The sequence below is a fragment of the Rhodococcus sp. LMD genome (assembly GCF_056108245.1).
The window spans coordinates 1409218-1421140 of sequence record NZ_CM148557.1; the positions used below are offsets into that span (position 1 = coordinate 1409218).

General features: G+C 72.0%; 11 protein-coding genes. 7 read left to right on the forward strand and 4 right to left on the reverse strand.

Annotated elements, in window-relative coordinates; translation table 11 throughout:
• The first annotated feature begins 81 nt into the window (after positions 1-81).
• Complete coding sequence (locus ACWPQI_RS06645) at positions 82-1257, forward strand: exonuclease SbcCD subunit D (RefSeq protein ID WP_010592855.1); 1176 nt, start codon at positions 82-84, stop codon at positions 1255-1257.
• Complete coding sequence (locus ACWPQI_RS06650) at positions 1254-4229, forward strand: AAA family ATPase (protein ID WP_119699542.1); 2976 nt, start codon at positions 1254-1256, stop codon at positions 4227-4229. The genes ACWPQI_RS06645 and ACWPQI_RS06650 overlap by 4 nt, the downstream gene beginning before the upstream one ends.
• A gap of 10 nt (positions 4230-4239) precedes the next feature.
• On the opposite strand, the gene ACWPQI_RS06655 is transcribed toward ACWPQI_RS06650, so the two are convergent.
• Entirely contained in the window at positions 4240-5409 is a 1170-nt protein-coding gene (locus ACWPQI_RS06655) for an AI-2E family transporter (RefSeq protein ID WP_010592853.1), read from the reverse strand.
• 130 nt (positions 5410-5539) lie between these two features.
• On the opposite strand from ACWPQI_RS06655, the gene ACWPQI_RS06660 reads away from it, so the two are divergent.
• From ACWPQI_RS06660 to ychF, 3 genes are read left to right on the forward strand one after another with little or no spacing between them, the layout of a single operon-like run.
• Complete coding sequence (locus ACWPQI_RS06660; RefSeq protein WP_010592852.1) at positions 5540-5956, forward strand: hypothetical protein; 417 nt, start codon at positions 5540-5542, stop codon at positions 5954-5956.
• Positions 5943-6584, forward strand: coding sequence for a class I SAM-dependent methyltransferase (locus tag ACWPQI_RS06665; protein ID WP_102030870.1), 642 nt, complete (start codon positions 5943-5945; stop codon positions 6582-6584). The genes ACWPQI_RS06660 and ACWPQI_RS06665 overlap by 14 nt, the downstream gene beginning before the upstream one ends.
• A 12-nt stretch (positions 6585-6596) precedes the next feature.
• The gene (ychF, locus tag ACWPQI_RS06670) at positions 6597-7676 is read left to right on the forward strand and encodes a redox-regulated ATPase YchF (RefSeq protein ID WP_010592850.1); all 1080 of its coding nucleotides are present in this window, start codon (positions 6597-6599) and stop codon (positions 7674-7676) included.
• An 87-nt stretch (positions 7677-7763) separates the two neighbouring features.
• Here ychF and ACWPQI_RS06675 read toward each other — a convergent pair whose 3' ends face one another.
• From ACWPQI_RS06675 to ACWPQI_RS06685, 3 genes are all read right to left on the reverse strand, one after another.
• Complete coding sequence (locus tag ACWPQI_RS06675) at positions 7764-8741, reverse strand: pseudouridine synthase (RefSeq protein ID WP_474738701.1); 978 nt, start codon at positions 8739-8741, stop codon at positions 7764-7766.
• Positions 8742-8862: 121 nt separating this feature from the next.
• Entirely contained in the window at positions 8863-9825 is a 963-nt protein-coding gene (locus ACWPQI_RS06680; RefSeq protein ID WP_010592553.1) for a hypothetical protein, read from the reverse strand.
• Between the two features lie 160 nt (positions 9826-9985).
• On the reverse strand, positions 9986-10600 hold the full coding sequence (locus ACWPQI_RS06685) for a class I SAM-dependent methyltransferase (RefSeq protein ID WP_119699543.1): 615 nt from the start codon (positions 10598-10600) through the stop codon (positions 9986-9988).
• 308 nt (positions 10601-10908) lie between these two features.
• On the opposite strand from ACWPQI_RS06685, the gene ACWPQI_RS06690 reads away from it, so the two are divergent.
• Together ACWPQI_RS06690 and ACWPQI_RS06695 are read left to right on the forward strand one after the other, a co-directional pair.
• Positions 10909-11379 (forward strand): nitroreductase family deazaflavin-dependent oxidoreductase, encoded by a 471-nt coding sequence (locus ACWPQI_RS06690; protein WP_010592551.1) that lies wholly within the window; start codon positions 10909-10911, stop codon positions 11377-11379.
• A gap of 268 nt (positions 11380-11647) precedes the next feature.
• On the forward strand, positions 11648-11866 hold the full coding sequence (locus tag ACWPQI_RS06695; RefSeq protein ID WP_244213230.1) for a hypothetical protein: 219 nt from the start codon (positions 11648-11650) through the stop codon (positions 11864-11866).
• Positions 11867-11923 lie beyond the last annotated feature (57 nt).

Here is an 11923-nt window from a genome sequence, read left to right on the forward strand (position 1 = left end):
GCGCATGATGCCCGAGTGGACCGACAGGCTCACCCGGACCGGGCGACGGCGTGTCGGTGCGCTGCTCTACGGTCTGACGGCATGCGGATCCTGCACACCTCGGACTGGCACATCGGGCGTACCTTCCACGGTGTGGATCTGCTGTCCGACCAGGCCCAGGCCCTCGCCGCCCTCGCCGACCTCGTCGCCGAGCGGCACGTCGACGTGGTCGTGGTGGCCGGGGACGTCTACGACCGCTCCATCCCGAGTGCCGATGCCGTCGCGGTGTGCAACGCGGGGCTCGAAGCGATCCGCGCGGCCGGTGCCGTCATCGTCGCGACGTCCGGCAACCACGACTCGCCCGTCCGCCTGGGCGCGGGCGCGGCGTTCGCCGCCGAGGGCGGGCTGCATCTGATCACCCGGGTCTCCCAGATCGACCGGCCCGTCCTGCTCGACGATGCCCACGGCACCGTCGCCTTCTACGGCATCCCCTACCTGGAGCCGGAGATCACCCGCGCCGACCTGGGCGTGCCCGAGGCGCGCTCACACGCGGAGATCCTCGGCGCGGCGATGAACCGGGTCCGCGCCGACGCCCGCGCCCGCGGCGTCCGCGCCGTGGTTCTCGCGCACGCCTTCGTCGTCGGCGCCGAAGCCTCCGGTTCCGAGCGGTCCATCTCGGTCGGCGGCGTCGAAACCGTCCCGGCGTCGGCGTTCGACGGCGTCGACTACGTCGCGCTCGGTCATCTGCACTCCCCGCAGACCGTCGCCGAGCACGTCCGTTACTCGGGTTCGCCGCTGCCGTACTCGTTCGGGGAGCGCACCCATCGCAAAGCCGTGTGGCTCGTCGAGCTGGATGCGGCCGGGCGGGCGGGCGTCGAGCGTGTCGACCTGCCAGTCGTGCGGGGCCTGAGCCGTCTCACCGGCGTCCTCGACGAGCTGCTCACCGACGACGCGCACGCCGCGGCGGAGGAGCACTACGTCTCGGCCGTTCTCACCGACGCCGTGCGCCCCCTCGACGCGATGCGTCGGCTGCAGGCCCGTTTCCCCCGGGCCGTCCACGTCGAGTGGGACCCGCCCGTCGCGACCTCGACCGGCACCTATCGGCAGAAGGTGCGTGGCCGGACCGACCTCGACATCGCCCGGGAGTTCCTCACCGACGTGCGCTCCGAGCCGTCCGCGCGGGAGTTGCGCTGGGTACAGCAGGCGCTGCGCGACGTCGACCGCGCCGCGGGTGTCGGAACCGAGCAGACCGTCGCACCGGGGGAGGCGTCCGCGTGAGGCTGCACCAGCTGGAGGTCACCGCGTTCGGCCCGTTCGCCGACACCGTGCGGGTGGACTTCGACGAACTCGGCGCCGACGGACTGTTCCTGCTGCACGGCCGCACCGGCGCCGGCAAGACCTCCATCCTCGATGCGGTGGCGTTCGCCCTGTACGGCACGGTGCCCGGGGCCCGCGCCGACGGGCGCCGGCTGCTGTCCGATCACGCCCCCGCCGGCACCGCACCCCAGGTGAGCCTCGAGGCGACCGTCGCCGGCCGGCGGTTGCGGATCGTGCGCAGCCCCGACTACGAGCGTCCGAAGCTGCGCGGGACCGGGACCGTCAAGCAGAACGCCAAAGCGAGCCTGACCTGGCTCGACGGCTCGGGTGAGCACCTCTCCCGGCTGCCCGACATCGGGGAGGCCGTCCGGCGGCTGCTCGGGATGAGCGCCGAGCAGTTCTTCCAGGTCGTGCTGCTGCCGCAGGGCGAGTTCGCGAAGTTCCTGCGCGCCGACAGCGAGGACCGCGGCAAGCTGCTCGAGCGGCTGTTCGACACCACCCGATTCGGCTCCGTCGAACGCTGGTTCAAGGACCGGCGCAGTGCCGCAGCCACCCGCCTCGAGGAACAGCAGCGTGCCGTCGACCTGCTCCTCGCCAAGGTCAGCGCGGCCGCCGGCCTCGAGGCGGGCGCCGACTCCGAACCGGTCGTGTGGGCGCATCGACTGCGCGACGACGCCGCCGAGAACCGGGACCTCGCGCTGGCGGCACTCGACCGTGCGCGCGCCGACGACATCCGCGATCGGGCGGCCCTCGCGGAGGCGACCGAGCTGCGACGGTGCCAGGAACGCCGCGCCCGCGCGGTCGCCGAGCTCGCCGAGCTGGATGCCGCGGCCGCCGAGCTGCAGACTTTGACCGCCGAACTCGACACGGCCCGGCGGGCGGCGCCGGTCGTCGAGATCGCCCGGGACGCGCACCGCGCCGCCGAAGCCGCCGCCACCGCCCATGCCGCCGCGGTGGACGCGGCCGCGCCCCTCGCCGCCGACCGGGAGGGTCGGGCCCTCGTCGCGCAGCTCGACGGTTCCCCCGCCGACGCCGACCGCGGACTGATCCGGCCCCACGAACAGCGTTGGTCGGCGGAGGTGGTCCGCCTCGACGGCCTGCTCGAGCAGGAGCAGCGGCTGATCCGGCTCGAGACCGACCGCGCCGCCCTGCAGGAGCAGCGCCGCGATCTGGCGGTGCGCGCCGAACGGATCGCCGAGGAACTGGACGAACTCCCCGGTCGCCGCGACGCTGCGGAGAAGGCCGCGCGCGAGTCCGAGCAGGCCGCCGCCACGCTGCCCCGGCTCGAGGCCGACCTCACGCGAACCAGCGACGCCCTCGCCGCCGCCACCGAACTGCAGAACCTGGCCCCGCAGCTGCACCGGCTCGAGGACGAGGTCGTCGCCCGTCGCGACGCACACCTCGACGCGCGCACCGCCCTGCTCGACGTGCGTGAGCGCCGCATCGCCGGGATGGCCGCCGAACTGGCCACCGATCTGGTCGACGGGCATCCGTGCGTGGTGTGCGGAGCCACCGCTCATCCGTCCCCGGCCCGGCCGGCGCCGGACACCGCCACCAAGGCGGACGAGGACGCGGCCCGGGACGCCGAGCAGCGAGCCGGCGCGGAACTGACGCGGGCGCAGGCGGCCGTCGCGGACGTCGCCAACACCGTCGCGGTGCTGCGGCAGCGCTGCGGCGACGCCGGTCTCGAAGAACTCACCGAGGCGCGGGCCGGGGCCGCCGCCGCGCACGCCGCGGCGGCGGCCACCGCGGCCGAATGCGAGCGCCGCCGCGGTGAGATCGCGCGGCTGCGCCAACTCGACGCCGACCTGCGCGAGCAGGCGCACGCGGTGGATGTCGAGGCCGCCCAGGCTGCGCACCGCGAGGAGAGCACCGCCGCGGAGGCCGACGAGATCCGTGCCCGCATCACCGCGGCAGCCGGGGACGCAGACTCCCTCGCCACCCGCCGGCGTCGGATCGCGACGCTCGCCGCCGCCGCGGCGAACCTGCTCGACGCCCGGGTTCGGGCCGCGAACGCGGCGACGAGCGCGCGCGAACGTGCCCGGGAGGCGGCCGCAGCCGCGGAACGGGCGGGATTCGCGAGCGTCGAGCAGGCCCTGGCGGCCGTCCGTCCCGAGGCGCGTCTGCGCGAGATCGACCAGGTGCTGCGCGCGGCGGCCGACCGGCGCGCGGCGGCGCAGGGCGTGCTCGACGACCCGGATACGGCACGGGTCGGCGACGACCCGGTGGACCTGGCCGAACCGGAGGGCGCGGTCGCGCGCAGTGCGGCCGCACTGGCCGCGGCCGTCTCCGCAGCCTCCGAGGCCGAGCGACGCCACGCCGACATCGAGAAGTTCGCGACGCGCCTCGAAGACGAGTACGCGAAGCTGGTGCCGCTGCGGGACGAGCAGGCCGAACTCGCAGCCCTCGCCGAAGTCGTCGCGGGCACCGGGCAGAATGCGCGCAAGATGTCGCTGCGCTCGTACGTCCTCGCGGCCCGCCTCGAGGAGGTCGCCGAATCGGCCTCGGTGCGGCTGCGGCGCATGTCCGGTGGCCGCTACGAGTTCGTGCACTCCGATGCGGCAGGCACGCACGGCAAGCGCGGTGGCCTCGGGCTCGACATCCACGACGAATACACCGGTGTGGTGCGGTCCACGAAGACCCTCTCGGGCGGCGAGTCGTTCCAGGCGTCGCTGGCGCTGGCGCTCGGGCTCGCAGATGTCGTCGCCGCCGAATCCGGGGGACTGGTGCTCGACACGATGTTCATCGACGAGGGGTTCGGCACGCTCGACGCCGACGCGCTCGACGCGGTGATGGGCGTGCTCGACGAACTGCGCGCCGGCGGCCGGGTGGTCGGCGTGGTCAGCCACGTCGACGAAATGCGTCAGCGTATCCCCAGCCGCCTGCACGTCGTGCGCGGCCGCGCCGGGTCCACGGTGGAAATCGCCGGCTGAGCCCGGCCGATCAGGCCGGGCCGGGCTCGGCCGGTGCCGGTGGCAGTGCCGGGGTCTCCTCGGTCGTCTCGAGTTCGTCCGTCGCAGCGCTGCGCTCGTCGATCTGCTCGCCGACGTAACGCAGCACCACCGCGGCGACGGCCGCGACGGGGACGGCGAGGAACGCGCCGATGATGCCGAACAGCGACGATCCTGCGGTGACGGCGAGCAGCACGACCACCGCATGCAGATGCATGCTGCGCGACTGCAGCACGGGCTGGAGCACGTTCCCCTCGAGCTGCTGCACCGCGATGATGATGACGAGAACGATGATCGCGGTGGTCAGCCCGTTCGCGACGAGCGCCACGAGGACGGCGAGCGCTCCGGCGACGAAGGCACCGACGATCGGGATGAACCCACCGATGAAGGTGAGGATCGCCAGCACCGGCGCCAGCGGCACCCCGAGGATGACCAGGCCCAGACCGATGAAGAACGCGTCGATGAAGCTGACGAGCGCCTGCGTGCGGATGAACCCGCCGAGGGTGTTCCACATCCGGATCAGCACCTCTTCCAGGTGCCGCCCGGCACGACCGCCACCGACGGCGTGCACCCACGGGATGAATCGCGGCCCGTCCTTGATGAAGAAGAACACCAGGACGAGGACCAGGCCGATCGTCACCAGCAGGGAACCGGCCGTGCTGACGCCGGTGAACACGCCGCTGGCGATGGTGGCGCCGCTCTCCTGGACCTTGTCGATCACGACCTGGGTCGCGTTCTCGAGCTGCTCGTCCTTCAGGTTGAACGGGGGGCCCTGCACCCAGTCCAGCACCTTGTTGATGCCGTCGGTGGTCTTGTTCGCGAGTTCCGGTGCCTGCGCCACCACCGACGGGACGATGCCCGCGATGATGCCGCCGACGATCGCGAAGAACAGGAACAGCGTCAGGCCGGCGGAGGCCGCGGGCGGCACGCCGCGCTTCATCATGCCGCGGGTGGGCGGCCACAGCATGGTGGCGACGACGATCGCCAGTGCCACGGGCAGGACGATCACCCACATCTTCTCGATGATCCAGCCGATGACCAGCGCGCCCGCCGCGATCACGACCAGCGCCGCCGACCACTTCGCCAGCGCCAGCCCGCCGGAGGCGATCAGCGTGGTGCGGTCCGGTTTCGGTGCCGGTGGCTTGCGCTCGGTGCTCTGCACATCGCTCAACGGACGGTCCTTCCGATGCTCTCGACGCCGCGGATCGGGCTCCGTCTGCAATCTACGGGAACGGCGGCTCGGGGGGCGGTTCACCGGCGCGAAACCCACGGATCGTGGCAGGCTTTCGGCCATGAAGAAGTTCACCGCCGTGCTGGCCGCGAGTGCCGCGGCTGTCGTGCTCGTGTCCTGCAGTTCCGGTGACGACGCGTCGAACGAGTCCGATGCGGCGCGCACAACGATCGGCGGGGCCGCCTCGAGCCTCGCCTCGGCCGCGTCGAGCGTCGCCGAGCGGGCGCGCGGCGCCTTCGACGAGGCGAAGCTCGCGACGTTCGTGGCCGCGTTCCGCACCGGCTACCCCAACCTCGCCGCCGACCGCGACGACGCCTCCATCGAGGCGATCGTCATCGAGACGTGCCCGCTGATCGACTCCGGCGCGAGCGATCAGGAGGTGATCGCCAAGGTCGGCGAGCTGGCGCAGAACGGGGACACCGCGCCCACCGAGGAGCAGGCCGGCCGGATCTCGCAACTCGTCCGTGTCGCCTGCTGACGACCGGGGCATCGGGTCGAGCTCCGCGACGCGATGGCAGTCCGAGCGTAGCGCCGACGACTCCCGCGCCTACATCGAGCGGTTCGCCGAACTCGCGCACGCGGGGACGGATCTGCACGGCGAGGCCCGGTTCGTCGACGTGCTCGTCCCGCGTGGCGCGCGGATCCTCGACGCCGGCTGCGGCACCGGCCGCGTCGGGCTCGAGCTGGCCCGGCGGGGCCATCGGGTGACCGCGGTCGATCTCGACCCGGTGCTCGTGGAGGCGGCCCGGTCACACTCGGAGCTGACCGTGCATCTCGCCGACCTGGCGCAGCTGGATCTGCCGGGCCCGAGGTTCGATGCGGTGGTCTCGGCCGGCAACGTGATGGTGTTCCTCGCGCCCGGCTCCGAGCGGTCCGTGCTCGGGCGGATCGCCGCGCACCTGCGCCCGGGCGGGGTGTTCGTCGCCGGGTTCACCACCGGCGCGGCATACCGTCCGTCGCAGTTCGTCGCCGACCTCGCGGCCGCCGGCCTGGTACTCGAGCAGCGTTTCGCCACCTGGGACCTGCGGCCGTGGCACGACGACGCCGACTGGCTGGTGGCCGTCGCGCGCCGTGCGGATGACGGGGGCGTGACCGCGACCCCGTAGAATATCGATTCCGTGAGCCTAACCCTCGGAATCGTCGGTCTTCCCAACGTCGGAAAGTCGACGCTGTTCAACGCGCTGACCAAGAACGAAGTGCTTGCCGCGAACTACCCGTTCGCCACCATCGAGCCGAACGTCGGCGTCGTCGAGCTGCCCGATCCGCGGCTGGAGCGGCTCGCCGAGATCTTCGGGTCGCAGCGCATCCTGCCCGCGACCGTGTCGTTCGTCGATATCGCCGGCATCGTCAAGGGCGCCTCCGAGGGCGCCGGGCTCGGCAACAAGTTCCTCGCCAACATCCGCGAGGCCGACGCCATCTGCCAGGTCGTGCGGGTGTTCGCCGACGACGACGTCGTCCACGTCGACGGCCGCGTCGACCCGCTCGCGGACATCGAGATCATCGAGACGGAGCTGATCCTCGCCGACCTGCAGACCCTGGAGAAGGCCCTGCCGCGCCTCGAGAAGGAGGCGAAGAAGAACAAGGAACTCAAGCCGCAGTTCGACGAGGCCGTCAAGGCTCAGGGCGTGCTCAACGAGGGCAAGACTCTGTTCGCGGCGAAGGACTCGCTCGACTTCGGTCTGCTGCGCGAGCTGAACATGATGACGACCAAGCCGTTCCTCTACGTGTTCAACGCGGACGAATCGGTGCTCACCGACGAGGCGAAGCAGCAGGAGCTCCGTGCGGCCGTCGCGCCGGCCGACTGCGTGTTCCTCGACGCGAAGGTCGAATCCGAGCTGATCGAGCTCGAGGCCGACGAGGCCCAGGAACTGCTCGAGTCCATCGGACAGACCGAGCCGGGCCTGCACTCGCTCGCCCGCGTCGGCTTCCACACTCTCGGCCTGCAGACCTACCTCACCGCCGGTCCGAAAGAGGCCCGGGCCTGGACCATCCCGCAGGGCGCGACCGCCCCGCAGGCCGCCGGTGTCATCCACTCCGACTTCGAGCGGGGCTTCATCAAAGCCGAGGTCGTCTCCTTCGAGGACCTCGACTCGGCCGGATCGATGGCCGAGGCGAAGGCTCGCGGCAAGGTCCGCATGGAGGGCAAGGACTACGTCATGGCGGACGGAGACGTCGTGGAGTTCCGCTTCAACGTGTAGTGGGGCCCCGACGTCGGGGAGACCGGCTCGGTGTCTGCCGTCGCCTCCCCCAGGTTGCCGAGCGCGACGCCACCGCGCACGCTGCGCTCAGCACCCCGGCACGGGTGCCTCGCCCAGCGTCCGGCGGGTGACGAACCTCCGCGGCGTCTCCGACAGCGGATCTCTGAATTCCAGTTCCCGCGCGAGCAATTGGAGTGGGAGGGAATGATCGTCCGGGGCCTCGGGCAGCAGGTCGGGATACCAACGGTCGCCCAGGATCCCGGCGCCGAGCGCTGCCAGATGCACCCGCAACTGGTGCATCCGTCCGGTGTGTGGACGCAGAACCGTGTGCAGCACAGCACGTCCGGAGGCGCTCACGCCGGTCCCGCACACCTCCACCACCGTCTCGGCATTGGGCTCACGGAGGTTGTCGACGACCACCCGTAGTTCGCCGCGCCGCGCCTCGATATGGTTGCGGTAGACGGTGGGCAGGGCGCGACCGGCAAGCGCCGGTGCGTCCGGGTCCCACCCGGGCGGTCGCGCCGACACCGCCTCGTAAACCTTGACGACCCGCCGCTTTTCGAACAGCGACTGGTAGGCGCCGCGCGTCGCGGGGCGGGCCGAGAACATCACCAGGCCGGCGGTCGCTCGGTCGAGTCGATGGATCGGCGTCAGGTACGGGTTGTCGAGGCGGGTTCGCAACCGGACGAGCGCGGACTCGCGCAGGTATCGTCCGCCCGGGGTGGTCGGGAGGAAGTGCGGTTTGTCGATCACGACGAGATCGTCGTCGACATACAGGATCTCCTCCTGGAACGGCATCGGTTCCTCCACCGGCAGATCGCGGTAGTACCAGATGAACCGGTGCGCGCCCAGCGCGGTGCCACGACCGATCGGACTGCCGTCGGAACCCACGATCTCGCCGGCGTCGAACCGCCGGTACAGGTCGTCGGCGTCCAGGTGGTCGAACCTCGCGACGACGTAGGCGGCGATCGTTGCCCACGGACCCGACGCCGGGACGCGCAGGCGCGTCGGTCCGATCCCGTCCTTGACGGGAAGCGGTGAGGGCATCGGCACGCCCGTCATCATCCCACCGCCTGCCGGCTCGTCCGCGCCGCGGGTCGGGCCGAGACGTGGGTGGGACGGTCCGGCCCACAAGCGATCGCCGGGCCCCGCGGCGCGGAACCCGGCGATCTGCTGCGACGGTCGATCAGTGGAGCCCGACGACCTCCTGGGCGATGGCGGCCAGGCGGGTCTGGGCGGCCGACACGACGCCGTGCCGGTTCTTGTGGGCCTCCTCGTATGCGACGATCGTGCGCACGTCGGCCGGTTCGGTCAGTTCCTTGACCTCGGCGACCGCCTGGGAGACGTTGAGGCTGTCGTAGTCGGCGATCGGAAGTTCCTCGGCGGAGAGGATGCCGGTGGCGCTGCGCGCCGTGTGGATGGCCCGGGCGGTCCCGTCCGCGCCTTCGCGGCGGGTGATCCGTTCGGCGGTCTCGAGCGCCGCGTCCCGGCTGGCCGTGAGGGTCTTGGTGGCGACGTCGCCGGCATGTGCGCCACGGGCCAGCAGCGACCCCAGGGCGGGCCGGGTCGAGCGGGCGGCGTCGATCGCGCGGTCGATGCCGCGCGTGGACCACATCAGCGGGACGTTGACGATGCGCACGGCCGCGCCGGCGGCGGCCTGCAGCGGGGTCCGTCGCAGCGCGGCGGGCCCGCCGAGGGCGTCCTCGGCCAGGACGGTGGTCAACCACTCCACGGTCGCGCTGTGGGCGGTGATCAGACGATCGGCCAGGCCGACGACCGCGGGGGTCTGGGCGGCCGTGGCGAGGGCCTTGAGGTAGCGGGCGCGGTCGAGAAGCTGGTGCTCGAGCGCGAGGTCGCCCAGGAGCGCCTCGTCGAACGGCTGGGCCTGTTCGGCCATGGCCTTCACCGCGGCGGCGGCGCGGCCGACGAACGGGCCGATGACGTCGGGCAGGCCGCCCAGTTCGCGGATGGTGCGTTCGATGGCCTCGGCGCGGTCGCGGCCGTTGGCTGCGTTCTCGGTCAGTTCGCGGCGGACCGCCTCGGTGCGGGCCTGGGCGATCCGGGTCTCGGCGACCTGGATCTCGGTGTTGGTCAGGTCGAGCAGTGCTCGCAGCTGGGTGAGCAGCGTGGCGGTGTCGGTCTTGGTCATCGTGCGTTCGCTCCTTCGGTCGATGTCATCGATGGGGCTCACCGACGTGACATCGTTCGGCTACCCGGCACCTACTGGCGGGTAACACTGTGTGAGGGAGAACACATCCGAGGGGCGCGTGACCTGCGTCCGGGTCCGGCACCGGCAGAAGGGACGGGGATCAGTCCGCGCGCGACAGCACCGCGACCAGGAACCCGGACCCGTCGGTGAACGGGCGCAGATCCCAGGTCGAGAGCTTCAGGTCCACCGCGAGACCGCCGGCCGCGGCGTCGGCGAGGAACTGCGGGAACTCGTAGCCCCGGTCCGCGCCGAACCCCACGACCGCCCGACCCGTCGGGGCGAGATGGCGGGCGAAGCCCGCCAGGACCGCACCGCGAGTGGAGGGCGCCACGAAGGTCATCACGTTGCCCGCGCAGACGATGACATCGAAATCGGCCGCGACACCGCGGGCCGGCAGATCCAGTTCGGCGAGATCGCCGACGAGCCAGGTCGGGCCGGGATGGTCCTGTTCCGCAGCGGCGATCAGGACCGGATCCACGTCGACGCCGACCACCACGTGACCGGCATCGTGCAGATAGCCACCGATCCGTCCCGGGCCGCAGCCCGCGTCGAGGACTCGTCCGCCGCGGTCGAGCATGGCGTCGACCAGCCGGGCTTCGCCGACGATGTCCTTGCCTTCCGACGCCATCGTCCGGAACCGCTCGACGTACCAGGTGGAATGTGCGGGGTCGGCCGCGGTGATCTCTTCCCACTGGCTCGGGGTGCGATCGCTCATCGTCGTTCCTCCTCGATTCGGCGGGGCTGCGGTCCCCCGTGCGGCGGCCGTGGACCCCGCGGGGCGGCCGTAGAGCCGGCACGGCGGGCCGCAGTCACCGTATGCGGTCACCTTAGGCACTCGGGGTGCCGGTCTGTCGAGCGCACCCGCCGGCGCTCCGGCTGCGCAGACCCGTTCGATGACCGGTCACCTGCCGGGACCGGTTGACATCCGTGTGCCCGACCGCGAACGTGCAGTGGACGAGTCCGGCAGACGCTGCGCGGGTGCGCGAGTCCGGCTCACCTGTCCTCCGTACAGAGGAGTGCGATGTGAAGTCCGACTCCCGGCCCGGCGAGCCCCGCCGGTATCGCAGGGGCCGCACCCACCGCCTGGAGAACGTCGTGATGAGCGCGTTGGTGCGGGCCGGCGTCGTCCCGCATTCGTACCTGCTGACCACGCGAGGGCGTCGCACCGGCCGCACCCGCGCCAACCCCGTCACCGTCGTCGAGCATGCGGGCCGGCGCTGGCTGGTGGCGCCCTACGGTGCGGTGCCGTGGGTGCTCAACGCGCGCGCCTCCGGCCGCGTGGGCCTCACCCGCCGCTTCCGCACCCGCCACTACACGATCCGAGAGGTGCCGGCGCACGAGGCCGGCCCGGTCCTGCGGACGTACGTCGGCGTCGCGTCCGCCACCCGGGACTACTTCCGGGCCGGCCGCGACGCCTCGACGGAGGAATTCGAGGCGGAGGCCGACCGCCACCCGGTATTCGAACTCACCCCGGACCGCCGGCCCGAGAACTGAACGACGACGGACGACGGACGCGCTCGGCTGCGTCGGCCCCGATTCCCGACGGGGAGGTGCCCGCAGTTCTCGAAGAGGGACTGCGCCCGCGCGGAGATGCGGTCGCCGAAGCGCCACTACCGGCCCTGTTATTCGTTCGTGATCGAATGTTGCCGTTCGGTGATGTGAGTGAGGGTGGGAACGTCACCGGAGGGAGGAATGCTCGTGCACGGCAGGCTCACGAGTATCAGCAGCAACGGTCGAGCGCGGCCGTGCGGTGCGCACGAGGTTGGGACGTGACCATGGCGACCACACCGGCAATCCCCGAGATCTCGGCGAACGGGCTGCATCGCTCGTCGAGAGTCCGAGAGTCGGGTGGATCCTGCTCGCGCTCTTCGGTCTCGGCGGTGGCCTGGTGGCGGCGTCGATCGCCGGGTCGCTCCTGATCGGGGTGTCGGTGGTGGTGCTCGTCGGAGGCCTCGCCGCGGTGCTCGTCGCCGCCGTCTGACCCCGGTCCCGGCTGGGGAAGGTCGGGACCGGTCCCTCGTCCGGCCTTTGCCGGGCA

Excerpts from the sequence above, each read along its gene's own strand:
- ACWPQI_RS06645 (WP_010592855.1), top strand. The coding sequence starts at position 82 with ATGCGGATCCTGCACACCTCGGACTGGCACATCGGGCGTACCTTCCAC.
- ACWPQI_RS06660 (WP_010592852.1), top strand. The coding sequence starts at position 5,540 with ATGAAGAAGTTCACCGCCGTGCTGGCCGCGAGTGCCGCGGCTGTCGTG.
- ACWPQI_RS06675 (WP_474738701.1), bottom strand. The coding sequence starts at position 8,741 with ATGATGACGGGCGTGCCGATGCCCTCACCGCTTCCCGTCAAGGACGGG.
- ACWPQI_RS06680 (WP_010592553.1), bottom strand. The coding sequence starts at position 9,825 with ATGACCAAGACCGACACCGCCACGCTGCTCACCCAGCTGCGAGCACTG.
- ACWPQI_RS06685 (WP_119699543.1), bottom strand. The coding sequence starts at position 10,600 with ATGAGCGATCGCACCCCGAGCCAGTGGGAAGAGATCACCGCGGCCGAC.